The sequence below is a fragment of the Marinobacter alkalisoli genome (assembly GCF_045449855.1).
Classification (GTDB): Bacteria; Pseudomonadota; Gammaproteobacteria; order Pseudomonadales; family Oleiphilaceae; genus Marinobacter.
Genome location: NZ_JBJJLC010000034.1, coordinates 37,925 through 55,133 on the forward strand (window position 1 = coordinate 37,925; position 17,209 = coordinate 55,133).

At 59.1% G+C, this 17,209-nt stretch carries 17 protein-coding genes; 5 read left to right on the plus strand and 12 right to left on the minus strand.

What is annotated here, in order from left to right:
• Nucleotides 1–122: 122 nt before the first annotated feature.
• Nucleotides 123–1,109: a glutathione S-transferase family protein gene (locus ACJO5Y_RS14270; RefSeq protein WP_406988100.1), complete on the minus strand. Its 987-nt coding sequence runs from the start codon at nt 1,107–1,109 to the stop codon at nt 123–125.
• 105 nt (nt 1,110–1,214) lie between these two features.
• Here ACJO5Y_RS14270 and ACJO5Y_RS14275 point away from each other — a divergent pair, with 105 nt between their 5' ends.
• Complete coding sequence (locus tag ACJO5Y_RS14275; protein ID WP_406988102.1) at nt 1,215–2,126, plus strand: LysR substrate-binding domain-containing protein; 912 nt, start codon at nt 1,215–1,217, stop codon at nt 2,124–2,126.
• 112 nt (nt 2,127–2,238) lie between these two features.
• The gene (locus ACJO5Y_RS14280) at nt 2,239–3,768 is read left to right on the plus strand and encodes a WS/DGAT/MGAT family O-acyltransferase (RefSeq protein WP_406988104.1); all 1,530 of its coding nucleotides are present in this window, start codon (nt 2,239–2,241) and stop codon (nt 3,766–3,768) included.
• Between the two features lie 22 nt (nt 3,769–3,790).
• On the opposite strand, the gene ACJO5Y_RS14285 is transcribed toward ACJO5Y_RS14280, so the two are convergent.
• Nucleotides 3,791–4,363 carry a DUF2057 family protein gene (locus ACJO5Y_RS14285; RefSeq protein WP_406988106.1) on the minus strand — a complete coding sequence of 191 codons (573 nt, stop codon included), beginning with the start codon at nt 4,361–4,363 and terminating at the stop codon, nt 3,791–3,793.
• Nucleotides 4,364–4,721: 358 nt separating this feature from the next.
• Here ACJO5Y_RS14285 and ACJO5Y_RS14290 point away from each other — a divergent pair, with 358 nt between their 5' ends.
• Nucleotides 4,722–4,931 (plus strand): DUF6316 family protein, encoded by a 210-nt coding sequence (locus tag ACJO5Y_RS14290; protein ID WP_406988107.1) that lies wholly within the window; start codon nt 4,722–4,724, stop codon nt 4,929–4,931.
• A 40-nt stretch (nt 4,932–4,971) separates the two neighbouring features.
• Here ACJO5Y_RS14290 and ACJO5Y_RS14295 read toward each other — a convergent pair whose 3' ends face one another.
• The 8 genes from ACJO5Y_RS14295 to glyA all read right to left on the minus strand — a co-directional run bounded on the left by ACJO5Y_RS14295 (nt 4,972) and on the right by glyA (nt 11,626).
• Entirely contained in the window at nt 4,972–5,499 is a 528-nt protein-coding gene (locus ACJO5Y_RS14295; protein ID WP_406988108.1) for a phosphatidylglycerophosphatase A family protein, read from the minus strand.
• Nucleotides 5,499–6,443 carry a thiamine-phosphate kinase gene (thiL, locus tag ACJO5Y_RS14300; RefSeq protein WP_406988109.1) on the minus strand — a complete coding sequence of 315 codons (945 nt, stop codon included), beginning with the start codon at nt 6,441–6,443 and terminating at the stop codon, nt 5,499–5,501. The genes ACJO5Y_RS14295 and thiL overlap by 1 nt, the downstream gene beginning before the upstream one ends.
• A gap of 3 nt (nt 6,444–6,446) precedes the next feature.
• Complete coding sequence (gene nusB / locus ACJO5Y_RS14305) at nt 6,447–6,923, minus strand: transcription antitermination factor NusB (protein WP_406988110.1); 477 nt, start codon at nt 6,921–6,923, stop codon at nt 6,447–6,449.
• Nucleotides 6,923–7,399 carry a 6,7-dimethyl-8-ribityllumazine synthase gene (gene ribH, locus ACJO5Y_RS14310; RefSeq protein ID WP_406988111.1) on the minus strand — a complete coding sequence of 159 codons (477 nt, stop codon included), beginning with the start codon at nt 7,397–7,399 and terminating at the stop codon, nt 6,923–6,925. The genes nusB and ribH overlap by 1 nt, the downstream gene beginning before the upstream one ends.
• 48 nt (nt 7,400–7,447) lie before the next feature.
• Nucleotides 7,448–8,563, minus strand: coding sequence for a bifunctional 3,4-dihydroxy-2-butanone-4-phosphate synthase/GTP cyclohydrolase II (gene ribBA / locus ACJO5Y_RS14315; RefSeq protein WP_406988113.1), 1,116 nt, complete (start codon nt 8,561–8,563; stop codon nt 7,448–7,450).
• An 84-nt stretch (nt 8,564–8,647) separates the two neighbouring features.
• Nucleotides 8,648–9,763 (minus strand): bifunctional diaminohydroxyphosphoribosylaminopyrimidine deaminase/5-amino-6-(5-phosphoribosylamino)uracil reductase RibD, encoded by a 1,116-nt coding sequence (ribD, locus tag ACJO5Y_RS14320; RefSeq protein WP_406988114.1) that lies wholly within the window; start codon nt 9,761–9,763, stop codon nt 8,648–8,650.
• Complete coding sequence (gene nrdR, locus ACJO5Y_RS14325) at nt 9,760–10,278, minus strand: transcriptional regulator NrdR (protein WP_406988115.1); 519 nt, start codon at nt 10,276–10,278, stop codon at nt 9,760–9,762. The genes ribD and nrdR overlap by 4 nt, the downstream gene beginning before the upstream one ends.
• Nucleotides 10,279–10,369: 91 nt before the next feature.
• Nucleotides 10,370–11,626: a serine hydroxymethyltransferase gene (gene glyA / locus ACJO5Y_RS14330; RefSeq protein WP_406988116.1), complete on the minus strand. Its 1,257-nt coding sequence runs from the start codon at nt 11,624–11,626 to the stop codon at nt 10,370–10,372.
• Nucleotides 11,627–11,882: 256 nt separating this feature from the next.
• On the opposite strand from glyA, the gene ettA reads away from it, so the two are divergent.
• Nucleotides 11,883–13,544, plus strand: coding sequence for an energy-dependent translational throttle protein EttA (gene ettA / locus ACJO5Y_RS14335; protein ID WP_406988118.1), 1,662 nt, complete (start codon nt 11,883–11,885; stop codon nt 13,542–13,544).
• Between the two features lie 191 nt (nt 13,545–13,735).
• A complete protein-coding gene (gene radA, locus ACJO5Y_RS14340; protein ID WP_406988120.1) occupies nt 13,736–15,112 on the plus strand; it encodes a DNA repair protein RadA in 1,377 nt (458 codons plus the stop codon).
• A gap of 270 nt (nt 15,113–15,382) precedes the next feature.
• On the opposite strand, the gene ACJO5Y_RS14345 is transcribed toward radA, so the two are convergent.
• Together ACJO5Y_RS14345 and hemE are read right to left on the minus strand one after the other, a co-directional pair.
• Nucleotides 15,383–15,751 carry a PilZ domain-containing protein gene (locus ACJO5Y_RS14345; protein WP_406988121.1) on the minus strand — a complete coding sequence of 123 codons (369 nt, stop codon included), beginning with the start codon at nt 15,749–15,751 and terminating at the stop codon, nt 15,383–15,385.
• A 322-nt stretch (nt 15,752–16,073) separates the two neighbouring features.
• Nucleotides 16,074–17,138, minus strand: a complete 1,065-nt coding sequence (hemE, locus tag ACJO5Y_RS14350) for a uroporphyrinogen decarboxylase (RefSeq protein ID WP_406988123.1) — start codon at nt 17,136–17,138, stop codon at nt 16,074–16,076.
• Nucleotides 17,139–17,209: the final 71 nt, after the last annotated feature.

The window sequence follows — 17,209 nt, forward strand, 5'->3', positions numbered from 1 at the left end:
ATTACGGCTTTGCCTAATCCGACCTACGTCCGGGCCGAACTCAAGGTAGGTCGGATTAGCGCCGCCTCGCGGCGCGTAATCCGACATAGTTCTGCCCTGCTACCAGACTCACATCCAGCAACTTACCCCAGGACTTCTCTGCCGTGGGGCGCCTCAAAATCCAGTTGCGGCCCCACAGGCACGATCTGGGTCGGGTTGATGGTCCGCTGGCTCACGTAGTAGTGCTGTTTGATCTGGCCAATATCGACCGTCTCCGACACCCCTGGCACCTGATACAGGTCACGGACATACGCGGACAGCGCCGGGAAGTTCTCGATGCGTTGCCGGTTGCACTTGAAGTGGCTGTAGTACACCGCGTCAAACCGGATCAGCGTCGTGAACAAACGCCAGTCCGCTTCGGTCAGTTGCGCCCCGACCAGGTAACGCTGTTTTGCCAACCGCGCCTCCAGCCAGTCGAGTGACTCAAACAGTGCGCCATAAGCCTCTTCGTACTTATCCTGGGCCGTGGCAAACCCGGCCTTGTAGACACCGTTGTTGACGGTGTCATACACCCGGGCATTCACCTCTTGAATCTCCCCTTGTAGAGATTCAGGGTAGAAATCCAACGCCTTACGCACGCCATCAAGCCCGTCGAACGCGGAATTGAACATCCGGATGATCTCGGCCGATTCGTTGCTGACAATGGTCTGCTTTTCCTTGTCCCACAAAGTCGGCACCGTCACCCGCCCGGAATAGTCCGGCGCCGCACGGGTATAGACCTGATGCAGGAATTCGAAATCGTGCACATGATCCCTGTGCTGCTCATCACCAGGCCGGAACTCCCACCCGTTCTCTACCATGTCCGGATGAACCACTGACACAGAGACATGCTTCTCCAGCCCCTTCAGCTTCCGGAAAATCAAGGTGCGATGCGCCCAGGGACAGGCCATGGACACGTACAGGTGATATCGCCCCGACTCAGCCCTGAAACCACCCTCACCTTCCGGACCGGGCGATCCGTCCGCGGTTACCCAGTTGCGAAACCTGGCGGCCTCCCGCTCAAACTTGCCACCGGTCTTACCGGTGTCATACCACTGATCGTGCCATTTGCCGTCAACTAAAAGTCCCATAATAGCCACCTCTCCAAAACCCGATAATATTTGAAGAAGAATAACGGTCAGCCTGCTACCCTCTCAAACAAGCATTTCTGGCCAACAACCTCAGATAATTCGAACATGCATACAGCCATCACCATAGACGCACTCAAGGTCCTCGACGCCATCGATCGCAAAGGCAGTTTCGCTGGCGCCGCCGGGGAACTGTTCCGGGTTCCCTCCGCTATCAGCTATACGGTGCAAAAGCTCGAGGAAGACCTGAACATTGCCATCTACGACCGTAGCGGCCATCGCGCCACCCTGACGCCGGCGGGACGCTACCTGCTGGAGGAAGGCCGAACCCTCCTGGAGGCGGCAGAGAACCTGGCGCACACCACCAAACAGGTGGCGCAGGGTTGGGAGACCCGGCTGCGCATCGGTTTCAACTCCCTGCTCCCGGCGGAATGCCTGTTTCCAGCCATAAAGACATTCAACGATCTGGACATTCCCGTGGAAGTGCAGATCATTGAGGAAGTCTTTGCAGGCTCCTGGGACGCACTGCAAAGTCGCCGCGTCGATCTGATTGTGGGTGCCGACCAGCTCAGCAAACCAGCCGGCACCTTTACTACCAAGGCACTCGGCAAGATGAACTTTGTGTACGCCGTTGCCCCCGACCACCCACTCGCATCCGCCCCCCAGCCGTTGACCGAAGAGGACATTGCCCACTACCCGGCTGCGGTCGCGGCGGACACCTCCCGCTCGCTGCCACCGGGGCACGCAGGCATTTTTCGGCGACAGCGGACCATCACAGTGGCCAACGTTGACCAGAAGATCGCTGTGCAGCAGGCGGGCCTGGGGGTCGGCTGGCTGCCTGAATCGAGGATTCGCTCGCAACTAAGGGAAGGCCAGCTTATTGCTCTTGATGTCCACGAAATTCGCCAACCCATCATGCTCCACCTGGCACGACACGCGGAAGATCAGGGCAAGGCCCTGATGTGGTTTTGGGAATACCTGAGCCAATCAGAGGAACTGACCTCCTGGCTTGAAACCTAGCCGGGAGTTCAACGTGGCCGCCGAGGCGTGGGCGGAACAGGCAAAACAGCCAACGGAATCCCGCGCTACTCGTTTATACTGCCGGCAAACCAACGCCGAACGGAGTTCAAACATGCGGCAGCTGTCGGAACTGGATGCCTCTTTCCTTTACCTGGAGTCGGAAACGGCGCCCATGCACATCGGGGGCATCTATCTGTTCGATGGCCGCGGTTGTGACACCCCACTGGCCTTCAGCACCTTTGTTGCCTATCTCCGCAGCCGCCTCCATGTCGTCCCGGTATTTCGCCAGCGCCTGAAGAAAATTCCGTTTCGTCTCGGCCGCCCCTACTGGATTGATGACCCCGACTTCAGCATTGAGCGTCACCTCGCTTACGTAAACCTGGGTGAGCACGGGCGTGCTCATGGCCTGATGGAGCTGGCCTCCAAGATCCTTGAGGAACCGCTGAAACGGGATCGTCCACTTTGGCACATCACCTTCGTGGACGGCTTTCCAGCCGCTGAGGATGACGATGGCCTCAACGGGTTCGCCCTGATTGTCAAACTCCATCACGCGGCGATCGACGCCTTCAGTGGCGAGGAGATCATGGGCAAGCTACTGGAATATACGCCGCAGGCCAGGCCCATCCCCCAGCCCAGGCCCTGGCACCCTAAACCGGCGCCTTCTGAGGAAAGAATCATTGTGCAGACGGGCGCCAACCTGCTGCGCAAGCCCCTGCAGGTCACGTCACTGGCCATCAGCGCGGCAGAAGTTACGGCGCGAGGGCTGATTCACAACCAGATGCGCAAACTGCCACTGCCATTTCCCCTGTTTTCGGCACCCCACAGCGCCTTCAATCGCCAGATCACAGCCAACCGGCAGATCGTGGCCGCCGATCTCGATCTGTCACGCCTCAAGGCTATCAAGGCCAGCCTGGGTAACGTCACTCTGAACGACGTGGTGCTGGGGTTGTGCGCGGAAGCACTCCGGCGCTACCAGGTCAACCATGACGGCGACCCGGACAAATCCCTGGTCGCCATGACGCCGATCTCCGTCCGTTCGAACAGTTTGCGCATGGCAACCGGCAACCAGATGTCAGCCATGCTGCTGGACCTGGCCACCAACGAACCCAACCCCGCGCGCCGGATCCGCAAGATCCACCGGAACGCGGTCGCATCGGAGCCATACCGGGAGGCCATTGCCGCAGACAGGCTCACCGAGTTACTGCCCTCCACCATGCTGGCCCTGTCTGCCAGGCTCTATTCCGAGTTACAGATTGCGCAACGCTATCAACCGGTCTTTAACCTGCCCATCACCAACGTGCCCGGACCACAGGTGCCGCTGTATCTTCAGGGGGCTCGCCTGGTCCGGCAGTACAATACCTCCCCCCTGTTTGACAGTATGGGACTGGTGATTGTCGCGGTCAGCTATGAGGGACGACTGACCATCAACTTCACCCTGTGCCCGGATGTGGTCGCTGACGGTGAGTCCCTGAAACCGTTACTGGAGGACAGTCTGGCTGCCATCGAGAACGCAGCGGCCACGCTGACCGAATCGGATGAGGAGCTGGACGATCAGGCAGGGAACGGCCAGACCCTCACCGATGAGGCCCTGACCCTGCTGGAAGGATTACTGAAAAGAACACTTAACCGCTTCCGGCGTTGACGGAAGCGATTGGTTTCAGGGCTTATTCAAACGCCCACCGCAGAAAGGTACGTTTTTCTTCTTCACTGGCCTTGTGCCAAAGCGCTTTCAGTTGCTCGAGAGTATTGCCATCGACTGCGTCAGTCGTTGCAGAGGCCTCGCTGGAAACAGGGGTACGTGCCGGGGAAGCGGCAACAACGGGCTCGCCATCCCACGGCTCAAAGCGCGCCACTTCTTCACCAGCCTCGTTAACGATGGCGCCGGAGAAATCTTCACGTAATACCTCCGCATCCCGGCGGGAATCCGGCTTGTCAAAATCGAAACGGTAGGTTTCACCAGCCTGGGCGGTGAAAGTGGCCGCGTGGGGCTCTGTTTCTACGACGTGAACCTTGGACTCGCCATTTCGCACGACACCGGCCTTGGCCCAGATGGTTTTGTAGCTGAACACCACCTGATTTTCCCCGGGCAGGAGATCGTAATTCAGTGCCAGGTCATCCATGAGGAAGTTACCCATGTTACGACCGTTGACCTTGGTCACCCGGATGTCACCAGGCGCTTTCAACAGTGCCGTGCCGCTCTCAGCAGCGTCCCCGTCCCAGGTCTGTACGCTGGTCATGGTTGAGCTACACCCAGTCAGGAATACAGCCGCAATAACGAACGCAACAAAGCGCCCGGTGGATGCCGGGGACACGGCCATCTTGAAAACTCGCAAAACGTGATGAATACTCATGTAAAGTCCTTGTAGTGTAAGAGTTCAGTCTGCTGGCATTCTGACGAGTGCAATTGACAAGGGCAAGACGGTAAAGCCCGGTTTCCTGCTCCCAATCCCGCAGCGGAACTCCCGGAATGAGACCCAGGACCTACAACCCGTAAAAAACGGTTGAATTCGTCCAGAATTGATTTAATTTTAAACAAACCGGCCAATGGAACACGGAGCCCGAAAACCAGAAAAACGACAGGGCGCAGGAGACATCATGGACACTCAACGTCGGATCGGAGAAGAAGGGCCCGCACCGTTTCGCAGCAGCCGCTTTTTCTGTGTGGGAAGCAAATGGTACTTCACTACCAGGGAAGGTTTCGACAGTGGCCCGTTCGCCACCCGCGACCGCGCGGAGATCGGCCTGAAGCGTTTCCTGCATGTGGTCCGTTTGCTGCCTGAAGAACAACAGAAGCAGATACACTGACTCACAGAAAGCGTGCTGCCGGGCTCATCCGCTGAGCGGTTCAGATAATGATCGGCATCAACCACCGGTCAATGGCAAACAGGCACCCCAGCGCCATAAACCCCGCCACCACGTCATCCACCATGATACCCAGCCCACCAGGCGCTCGCTGGTCAATCCAGCTAATGGGCCAGGGCTTGACCACATCAAACAACCGGAACAACGCAAAGGCCATCAACACCCCGTATATATTGTCAGGGATCAACGCCAGGGCGATCCACATGCCGACAAATTCATCCCAGACAATGCCGCCATGATCGTGCACTTTAAGGTCACGGGCTGTCTTGCCACACAGCCAGACACCCACAATAAAGGCGATCGCAACCACAACCCAATATGCCGTGAGCGGCAGCCAGGCAATGGCAAACCACAGCGGGATTGCCGCAAGGCTGCCCCAGGTCCCGGGCGCCCGCGGCGCCGCCCCACTACCAAAACCAAAAGCCAGCAGGTGCACCGGATCACGCAGAAAACCAGGAGGTAGCAGCGCCCCGGCAAACTCAGGCTCCTGCAGATCGTCATCACTACTCATTACTTACTCCCGAAATGGTCGTATCCGCCAGCCACCGGGGCAGCCTCAATACCGGTAATGCCACTCCCTGACACTACCTTACCAATTATGGTCAATTGCGTCCGTACCGTGTCTGGCAGGCTGTCCCACGCGCCTCGGGGCACAGCGACGCAAAGCTCATAGTCATCACCGGCCTCCAGGGCGAGCCTGAGCGCTTCTTCCTCGCCTTTCAGGCGAGCCACCGCAGAGGACACAGGCACCGCCCGAGGATCCAACTGCGCCCCGACACCGGAGGCCTCCAGGATGTGGCCAAGGTCTGCCAACAGACCATCCGAGATATCGATGGCGGCGCTGGCCAGCCCTTGCAACGCCATCCCCAGATCCAGCCTCGGCACCGGAGCGTGGTATCGCTCCAGAACCGCCTGCTCATCCTCTGAAGGAGACACCGCATCGAGATAGTCCAGCGCAGCGCCCGCTTCCCCAAGAGTCCCCGACACACAGACATAGTCATCCTCGGCGGCACCGGAACGTAATATCGCGCCGCCGGCGGGCACTTCACCGTGCACCTGCAGGGTGAGCGTCAGCGGTCCCCGGGTGGTATCGCCTCCGGCCAACTCCAGGCCAAAAGCCCGGGACGCCCGGGAAAGCCCGCGGGAAAAGTGCTCCAGCCATTCCGGCGAGGCTTCCGGCAACGTCAGTGCCAGGGTAAAGCAAACGGGTTGGGCACCCATGGCCGCCAGATCGCTGGCCGCCACAGCCAATGATCGCCAACCAAGATGTTCGGGGTTATAACCGGCGGGAAAGTGACCCCCCTCAACCAGAGTGTCCACAGAAAAAACGAGCTCGTTACCAGGGGCGACGCGCTCGATGGCACAGTCATCCCCCGGACCGAGCACCAGCGAGGCAGCACGGCTCTGCCCGGCGAGGGGACTGAAATAGCGGCGTATCAGTTCGAACTCGCCCATGCGTTACCGCGGGCGTGTCTCGGCCAGCCGCAGGCGACGGCTGAGTTTGTCGAGGATACTGTTTACAAACTTGTGCCCTTCCGTACCCCCGAATTTTTTAGCCATTTCAATGCCTTCGTTGATGACCACCTTATAAGGCACATCGAGGCGATGCTTCAGCTCATAGGCACCAAGGCGGACAATGGCCAACTCCACCGGATCAACTTCGTTGAGGGGACGGTCGAGGTACGGCTCCAGTAACCGGTCAAGTTCGGCCTGCTCACGGTGAACCCCGCGCAACAAGTCCCGGAAATAGAGGGTATCCACCTTGGTCATGTCGTTGTCGACCAGGAACTCGGATTCGATATCCGATATCGCGCTCTTGCTGAAATGGCGCTGATAAAGTCCCTGCATGGCCAGGGCACGGGCACGGCGACGGTCACCGGCTTTCGGTTGCCCCGATGCGCCCGGCTGCGGGGTGGTGTCTTCAGTTGCGCTCATCACTCACCCAGCTTCTTGAACAGGCTCACCATTTCCAGGGCCGTAATAGCGGCTTCCGCGCCCTTGTTTCCAGCTTTGGTACCGGAGCGCTCAATGGCCTGTTCAATGGAATCCACCGTCAATACACCGAAGGCCACCGGTACATCGGTTTCCAGACTGACCGCACCCAGACCGCTGGACGCTTCGCCAGCAACATAGTCAAAATGCGGGGTGCCACCACGGATCACCGCCCCAAGGGCAATAATGGCATCGTGATCACCGGTTTCGGCCACGCGCTTGACGGCCAGTGGCATTTCGTAGGCGCCAGGGACACGGACGATGGTAATGTCGGTGTCGGCGATGCCGTGACGACGCAGGGTATCAACAGCGCCTTCCACTAGGCTTTCCACAACGAATCCGTTAAAGCGACCAACCACCAGGGCATACCGGCCGCTGCAGTGGGTGAAGTCGCCTTCAATTACTTTGATATCTGCCATGAAAGGCTCCTTAACGGGCAACGCTGAGCATCAGCGTTGCCGGGTTCATCATTCGGGGGTATAGGGTACGTACTCTTCCACTTCCAGGTCGAAACCGGAAATCGCGGAAAACTTGATGGGAGGGCTCAGCAAGCGCATTTTACCCACACCGATGTCCTTCAGAATCTGGGAGCCAGTACCTACGGTCAGGTAAACGCCGGAACTGCCTTTCGCGGCAGCGGCCTGCTCTTCGCCGAAAAACTCATGAATCCGGTCTTCCAGGTTGTAGCTGTCCTCGGCGCTGTTCAACAGAACCACCACACCCTGGCCTTCCTCGGCCACTTTTTCCAGAGCGTGATGCAGAGGCCAACTGCGGGAATCGGCACGACGGGCGCCCAACAGGTCTCGCAGCGTATCGGTAATGTGCACGCGCACCAGCACAGGTTCTTCCGACTTGATCTCGCCCATAACCATCGCCAGGTGCGTGGCGCCCTGGATATTGTCCCGATAGGTTCTCAGATTGAATACACCGTATTCCGTATCCAGATCGTAGTTCTCGACACACTCGATGGTACGCTCGTTCAGCGTGCGGTAGTGGATCAGGTCAGCGATGGTGCCAATTTTCAGGTCGTGTTGTTCCGCAAACCTTTCAAGGTCCTCACGGCGAGCCATAGAGCCGTCGTCGTTCATGATTTCGCAGATCACACCTGCCGGCTCGCAACCGGCCAGCGATGCCAGGTCACAGGAGGCCTCGGTATGGCCGGCGCGGCTCAGCACGCCAGCTGGGTCTGCCATCAACGGGAAAATATGACCAGGCTGAACGAGGTCACTTGCCTTGGCATTCTTCGCCACGGCAGCCTGCACGGTACGCGCCCGGTCCGCCGCGGAAATACCGGTAGTCACGCCCTCGGTCGCCTCAATGGACAGGGTAAATTTGGTTCCGAACCCGGAAGCATTGCGCTGAACCATCAACGGAAGCCCGAGCTGCTCGCAGCGGGTGCGGGTCATCGGCATACAGATGAGGCCGCGACCGAAACGGGCCATGAAGTTAATGGCTTCCGGCGTGCAATGTTCAGCCGCCATCACCAGGTCGCCCTCATTCTCGCGGTCCTCGTCGTCCATCAGGATCACCATCTTGCCCTGACGAATATCTTCAATGATCTCTTTTATACTGTTCAGTGCCATAGGTATTTTGCACCCTTTCAGTTTGCCGAAGCTGAGTCCTCAACCAACAAGAGCCCCCAACCAACAAACCGTGAATTGTATGAGTTACCGTGGCGCCAGGATCAGACGCTGATCCTCACCCACCTGACGGCGATCCAGCACCTTCCATTGTACTTTATCCGCCATGGATTCCAGTGGCAGATGGGCTGTCGGTCGCCCCGTGCTGCCTAAAAACACCGGCGCCTGGTAAAGCCATAGCTCATCCACCAGACGCTCATTAATAAAAGTTCCCGCCAGGGTTGGCCCGGCTTCCACCAGTAGCTCGTTGATACCCAGTTCACCAAGGGAATCGAGCAACTCGCCAACATCAATGCCTTTGTCCTTCCAGGCAACCCCCGTGAGGCTGACTCCAAGTGCAGCAAGATCCTGGGCCGGTGCGGTCGCCAGCGTGGGTGACGCACAGAACACCTGGACGTTGCCACCGTGGAGAATCTTTGCCCCCGATGGCGTCCTTGCGTCACGATCCGCGATCACCCGCAGCGGCATGCGGGATGGTTCGGTGGCATCGCCAATATCCCCCAATTCCTCGCGCCGGACCGTCAGGGACGGATCGTCGGCGAGCACCGTGCCAACGCCGGTCAGCACTGCATCGCTGATGGCACGCAAACGCTGTACGTCCCGGCGCGCGTCCGGCCCGGTAATCCACTGGCTTTCACCCGAAGCCATCGCCGTACGCCCATCCAGGCTGGCCGCCATCTTCAACCGCACAAAAGGCCGGCCGGAATTCATTCGTTTCATAAAGCCGGGGTTAAGTCGGGCCGCTTCGTCCGCCATCATCCCTTCGGTGACCCGGATACCGGCTTCCCGAAGCATGTCCAGCCCCCGGCCGGACACGGAAGGATTGGGATCCTTGGTGGCCGCAAATACGTGGGCCACACCGGCCTCAATCAACGCCTTGGCACAGGGAGGCGTTCGGCCGAAGTGACTGCACGGTTCCAGGGTCACATAGGCCGTTGCGCCCCGCGCCGCCGGGCCCGCCTGACTCAGCGCGCGAATTTCAGCGTGGGCCTCGCCGGCGCGCTCATGCCAGCCTTCCCCCAGGATTTTGCTTCCCCGGGCAATAACACAACCCACCCGTGGATTCGGGTGGGTCGAGTAGCGACCACGCCAGGCCAACTGCACTGCCCGGGCCATGAACGCAATATCCTGGGCGTCTATCATGCCTTGCCCTTTGAGGAGTGATTATCAGCCAGCACCTTGGCCACATCCACCGGGTCCTCGCCGGAATTGGCAGACAGCCGCTCAATCTCTTCCTTGAATTCGTTAATATCCTGGAAGCTCCTGTAGACCGACGCAAACCGGACGTAAGCCACCTTGTCCAGTTGGCGAAGTTCGGTCATGACTTCTTCACCGAGCTGCATGGATTTAACTTCACGCTCACCGGTGGCCCGCAACCGGAACTTGATGCGATTCAACGCGGCGTCGATTTCCTCAATACTGACCGGGCGCTTCTCCAGCGCTTTCATTAGGCCCGAACGCAACTTTTCCTCGTCAAACGGCTGGCGCGTGCCATCCTGCTTGACCACCCTTGGCATCACCAACTCGGCGGATTCAAAGGTTGTGAACCGCTCACGGCAGGACAGACACTCCCTGCGGCGACGCACCTGATCCCCCTCGGCCACCAGCCGCGAGTCGATCACTTTGGTATCTGCTTCACCACAGAAGGGACAGTGCATAATCGGGAGCTCCGGAAAATAGCCGGGTAGAGTCACCGGTCAGAGAGTAGCCGGGCAGCCCACAGGACGACCCGGCCAGCTTGCCTGAAGTTTAGCCCGCGTATACCGGGAAGCGAGCACACAGGGCTTCAACCTGTTCACGCACACGGCTATTCACGGCGTCGTCTTCCAGGTTGTCGAGGATGTCACACATCCAGCCAGCCAGGTCGCAACACTCGGTCTCACCGAAACCACGGGTGGTCACAGCCGGCGTGCCGATACGCAGACCGGAAGTCACAAACGGAGAGCGCGGATCGTTGGGAACTGCGTTCTTGTTGACGGTAATGTGGGCACGGCCCAGTGCGGCGTCCGCGTCCTTACCGGTAATGTCCTGCTTGATCAGGCTGAGCAGGAACAGGTGATTTTTAGTGCCACCGGAAACCACATCGTAGCCCCGCTCAACAAATACCTGCGCCATGGCCGATGCGTTTTTGACGACTTGCTGCTGGTAAGCCTTGAACTCGTCGCTCATGGCTTCCTTGAAGCACACGGCCTTGCCAGCGATCACGTGCATCAGCGGGCCGCCCTGACCGCCCGGGAACACGGCGGAATTCAGCTTCTTCTGCAGGTCGGCATCGTCACAGGCCAGAATCAGGCCACCGCGTGGACCCCGCAGAGTCTTGTGGGTGGTGGTTGCAACCACATGGGCGTGAGGAACCGGGTCCGGGTAGACGCCAGCAGCCACCAGACCGGCAACGTGGGCCATGTCCACAAACAGGTAAGCGCCCACTTTATCCGCAATCTCGCGGAAGCGGGCAAAATCCAGCTCCTGGGAATACGCGGAGAAGCCGGCAATGATCATCTTCGGCTTGTGCTCAACCGCCAGGGCTTCCACATCGTCGTAATCAATGAGGCCGGTTTCCGGGTTCAGGCCGTATTGAACGGCGTTGTAGATCTTACCGGAGAAGTTCACGCTGGCACCGTGGGTCAGGTGACCACCGTGGGCCAGGCTCATGCCCAGCACGGTATCGCCCGGCTTCAGCAGCGCCATGAACACGGCCGAGTTGGCCTGGGAGCCGGAATGCGGCTGCACATTGGCATAGGGGGCGCCAAACAGTTCCTTGGCGCGGTTAATCGCCAGGTCTTCGGCAATGTCGACAAACTCACAGCCACCGTAGTAGCGCTTACCGGGGTAGCCCTCGGCGTACTTGTTGGTGAGCACGCTGCCCTGGGCTTCCATCACCCGCGGGCTGGTGTAGTTTTCTGACGCAATCAGCTCGATGTGAGCTTCCTGACGCTTTTCTTCCGCCTGCATGGCGTTCCAGAGTTCGTCGTCAAAGCCGGCGATTTTCATATCACGATTAAACATGGATGCGCTGCCCCTGTGTGCTTAGCTGCCCGAAAAATTTGGGCGGCTATTCTATCTTACAAATGGGTAAAAAATCATCCTTTATAGCGCCTGCTGCCCCTCCGCAGAAACCGTCACACCGCAATTTTCGCCCCCTTTTCGCTTCCTGCCATCGTTTTCCCGCAATTGCCATAGCCTGCGGGTTTCGCTACCTTACGGGGCTTATCCGCGAGTTTCCTTTATTTACCTCCGAATACAACAGAGGACACAGCCAGTTATGGCCCAGTACGTATACACCATGAACCGCGTGGGCAAGGTGGTTCCGCCCAAGCGTGAAATCCTCAAGGACATTTCCCTGAGCTTCTTCCCGGGCGCCAAGATTGGCGTACTCGGTCTTAACGGTTCCGGTAAGTCCACCCTGCTCCGCATTATGGCGGGCATCGACCAGGATTACATCGGCGAGGCACGCCCCCAGCCCGGCATCAACGTGGGCTACCTGCCCCAGGAGCCGGAGCTGGACGAAGAGAAAACCGTCAAGGAAATCGTCGATGAGTCGGTCTCCGGCGTGCATGACGCATTGGCAGAACTGGATCAGGTTTACGCTGCCTATGCCGAGCCGGATGCGGATTTCGATGCCCTCGCCAAGAAGCAGGGCGAACTGGAAGCCTACATCCAGGCCACCGACGGCCATGACATTGAACGCAAGATGGAAGTTGCCGCCGACGCGTTGCGCCTCCCGCCGTGGGATCAGAAGGTAAGCGTGCTGTCCGGCGGTGAGCGCCGCCGGGTGGCCCTGTGCCGCCTACTGCTTTCCGGCCCGGACATGTTGCTGCTGGATGAGCCCACCAACCACCTGGATGCAGAATCCGTGGCGTGGCTGGAGCGCTTCCTGCACGATTACGAAGGCACTGTGGTTGCCATCACCCACGATCGCTACTTCCTCGACAACGTTGCCGGCTGGATCCTGGAACTGGACCGCGGCCAGGGCATTCCGTTTGAAGGCAACTACAGCCAGTGGCTGGAGAACAAGGAAAAGCGCCTGGAGATGGAGTCCAAGCAGGAAGCCTCTCACCAGAAAGCCATCAAGCAGGAACTGGAATGGGTGCGCAGCAACGCCAAAGGCCGTCAGTCCAAGAGCAAGGCCCGTCTGGCCCGCTTTGAGGAGATGAGCTCGCAGGAATTCCAGAAGCGCAATGAAACCAACGAGCTGTACATTCCGCCGGGACCACGCCTGGGCAACAAGGTGATCGAAATAGACGGCATCAGCAAGTCCTTCGGTGACCGCCTGCTGTACGAAGACGTGTCCCTCAGCGTACCGCCCGGAGCCATTGTGGGTATTATCGGTGGTAACGGTGCCGGCAAATCCACACTGTTCAAGATGGTTGCGGGCTACGACAAGCCCGATTCCGGCGACATTACCGTGGGCGAAACCGTGGAACTGGCCTACGTGGACCAGATGCGCGACCTGGACGGTAGCAAAACCGTGTGGGAAGAGCTTTCCGACGGCAACGATATTATCAAGGTAGGCAACTACGAGACCCCGTCCCGGGCGTACGTGGGGCGCTTCAACTTCAAAGGCAGCGACCAGCAGAAACGGGTTGGCGACCTGTCCGGTGGTGAGCGTAACCGCCTGCACCTGGCCAAGCTCCTTAAAGAAGGCGGCAACGTGCTGCTGCTGGACGAACCCACCAACGACCTGGACGTGGAAACCCTGCGCGCCCTGGAAGAAGCCCTGCTCAACTTCCCGGGTTCCGCCCTGGTGATCTCGCACGATCGCTGGTTCCTGGACCGTGTGGCCAGCCATATTCTGGCGTTCGAGGATGACGGCGACGTGGTTTACTTCGAGGGTAACTTCACGGAGTACGACGAAGACTTCAAAAAGCGTAAGGGCGATTCTGCCATGCAGCCCCAGCGTATGAAGTACAAGAAGCTGGCTTGAGGGTGTTGTCGGATTACGGCCCTGCGGGCCTAATCCGACCTACACGGTGCCACTCCGAACCGTAGGTCGGATTAGGCAAAGCCGTAACCCGACAACCAACTAATCCGACCTACGCGGGATGTAAGACAATCTGTAGGTCGGATTAGGCGAAGCCGTCATCCGACAAACCAATTACCAGGCAGCAACCAATCATGGCAAAAGCCAAGACCGCCTTTGTCTGCACCGAATGCGGCGCTGACTATTCCAAATGGCAGGGCCAGTGCACTGCCTGCCAGGCCTGGAATACCATCAGCGAAGTCCGCGGCGTCAGCACCAATGCCAAAGGCGCTCGCGGCGCCCGCTTCGAAGGGTTCGCCGGCAGCCTGTCGGAAGTCCAGAGCCTGGACGACGTCAGCCTGGCCGAACAGCCCCGCATCAGCTCCGGTATGCAGGAGTTTGACCGGGTTCTCGGCGGTGGTCTGGTGGAAGGTTCAGCAGTCCTGATGGGCGGTCACCCGGGTGCCGGCAAGAGCACCCTGCTGCTTCAGGCCGTCTGCCATCTGGCCGCAAGCGTCCCTGCCCTGTACGTCACCGGTGAGGAATCCCTGCAGCAGGTGGCCATGCGCGCCAAGCGCCTGGGGTTGCCCACCAAAGACCTGAAAATGCTATCGGAAACCAGCGTCGAGCGGGTGATGCAGGTGGCGGAAGCCGAGAAACCGCGAATCCTGGTGGTCGATAGTATCCAGGTGATGCACGTCGCCGAAACCGAATCCGCCCCGGGCAGTGTCTCCCAGGTCCGCGAAAGCGCGGCCTACCTGACCCGCTTTGCCAAGCAGACCGGCACCATTTTGTTCCTGGTCGGCCACGTCACCAAGGACGGCAGCCTCGCCGGCCCGAAGGTTCTGGAGCACATGATTGACTGCTCGATCCTGCTGGAAGGCTCCAGCGACAGCCGCTACCGCACCCTGCGGGGCATCAAGAACCGTTTTGGCGCGGTAAACGAGCTGGGCGTTTTTGCCATGCTGGAGCAGGGCCTGAAGGAAGTGAAAAACCCCAGCGCGATCTTCCTCAACCGGGGCGAGGAAGCTGCACCCGGCAGTGTGGTTATGGTGGTCTGGGAAGGCACCCGGCCCATGCTGGTGGAGATCCAGGCGCTGGTGGACATGGCCCAGGGCGGCTATCCTCGGCGCGTTGCCGTCGGCCTGGATCAGAATCGACTGGCGATGCTGCTGGCGGTGTTGCATCGCCACGGCGGGATGCATGTGTCAGATCAGGATGTGTTCGTGAATGTGGTCGGCGGCGTGAAGGTCAACGAGACCAGCGCTGACCTGGCCCTGTTGGCCGCGATCGTCTCGTCCTTCCGCGACCGCGCCCTGCCCCAGGATCTGGTGATTTTCGGGGAAGTCGGCCTGTCCGGTGAGATCCGCCCGGTGCCCAGCGGTCAGGAGCGGATCTACGAGGCCTCCAAGCACGGGTTTACCCGGGCACTGGTGCCCAAGGCCAACGTGCCGCGCAAGCCTGTCGAGGGGATGACGGTGATGCCGGTGACCAAGCTTAGTGAGGCGCTTTTGGCTTTGGAGGAGGTTTGACTTTGGCCCCCTAGCCTTCCCGTGTTGTTGCAAGGGAGGGGTTGGGACTCCTTTCCAAAAACCGCTACGAGCACATCCATGTGCGCTTCTCTCAGGCCATCCTTGGCCTTCGAAATTTTTGGAAAGGAGTCCCAACCCCTCCCCTCGAATTCAGGAGATAACGCCAACGGTGCAAAGTCTGAATACGAAATAAGTAGATTGAGCAGGACGAATCGGTGCGGTGACGTAGGTCGGATTAGGCAAAGCCGTAATCCGACAAAACCAGACAACCTAATCAATCAAATGCGCAAACTCCCTCTCCAGCAACGCCTGATCCCCCAAATTAAGCTCAACAAGCCGCTTCAAATGAGTCGCACTTTCCAGGTCGATGTACTGACACTTGAACCCTAACCGCTGCGACTCCACATGCCGGAGTTCCACCGCCATGACGATGGCCGTTTCATTGTCGTCCAGATGAATGATTACCTCACACGGCCGGTTTAACGGCACGCTCCATTCGTCTGGCCTTTTCACCAGAACGCCTTTCAGGGAAATATCCAACACTTCCGTCAACCAGACGCTGTCCTGGCAGTGAAGTTCGCATGGGGCGTCAAATTCGATACGGTGAAATCTGCGTTTTTCAGGGGGTTGGGTCGGCAAGTGGTACTCCTGTTTTACCAGTCTTGTTTTATATGACTATAGACCCGACAGGGGGATGCATCCAGAGGAGTTTTTTGGGGGTGCTGCCTGGAGAGAGTGCGTCGGATTACGGCACGCGTTGCGTGCCTAATCCGACCTACAAGTCCGATCCGACCCACGAGCGGAGATATTGCCGCGGCTGGATAGAGGTCGTCTGGAAGCGCTGCCCAAAAATTTCGGAGGCCATGGATGGCCGGAGAGAAGCGCACATGGATGTGCTTGTAGCGGTTTTTGGGCAGCGCTTCCAGACGACCGCCCCCGCTGAATTCTCAGGCTACAAATGCTATTGGTGGTACTCTGGACTCAGCTCTACCACCGCCTCAATGAAGGCCTTGGCGTGCTCCGGATCCACGTCAGGTGTAATGCCGTGCCCCAGGTTGAAGATATGCCCCGGGCCGGTACCGAAGCGGCGCAGGATATCCGCCACTTCCTGGCGAATCCGCTCAGGTGGCGCATACAGCATGGCCGGGTCCATATTGCCCTGCAGAGCTACCCGATCGCCGATGCGGGCGCGGGCGTTTCCGATGTCGGTGGTCCAGTCCAGACCGACGGCGTCAGCACCGGAATCGGCGATGGATTCCAGCCACTGGCCGCCGTTCTTGGTGAACAGGATGACCGGAACGCGACGACCTTCGCTTTCGCGAATCAGGCCATCCACGATTTTTCTCATATAACGCAGCGAAAACTCTTCATACGCCCAGCTGCTTAGCACCCCGCCCCAGGTATCAAAGATCTGGACTGCCTGGGCACCGGCCCGGATCTGGCCGTTCAGATAATCGATGACGCAGTCCGCCAGGTGATCCAGCAGGCGGTGCATCACCTCCGGCTGGCCGTACATCAGTTTCTTGGCTTCGCGGAAATCCTTGGAGGAGCCGCCCTCGATCATGTAAGTGGCCAGCGTCCAGGGGCTGCCGGAGAAACCGATCAGCGGAACACTGCCGTTGAGGGCGCCACGGATGGTGGATACCGCGTTCATCACGTAATCCAGGTCCACCTCGGCCTTCACGGTCGGCAAGGCTGCAACGTCGGCCTCAGAGCGGATCGTATGCTTAAACTTGGGACCCTCACCAGTTTCGAAATACAAACCAAGCCCCAGCGCGTCCGGGATGGTCAGGATGTCGGAGAACAGGATGGCGGCATCCAGGGGATACCGCTTCAGGGGCTGCAGGGTGACTTCACAGGCCAGAGGCGTGTTCTTACAAAGACTGAGAAAATCCCCCGCCTGGGCGCGGGTCGCACGGTACTCGGGCAGGTAACGGCCGGCCTGACGCATCATCCACACCGGTGTGCGATCAACGGGCTGGCGCATCAGCGCGCGCAGGAAGCGGTCATTCTTCAGCTCGGTCATAGGATTTCCAGTCTGTTCTCGGTCTGTGAAATGTGGGCTGCAATGATACCCCGTTTACAGCAATAAAAAAG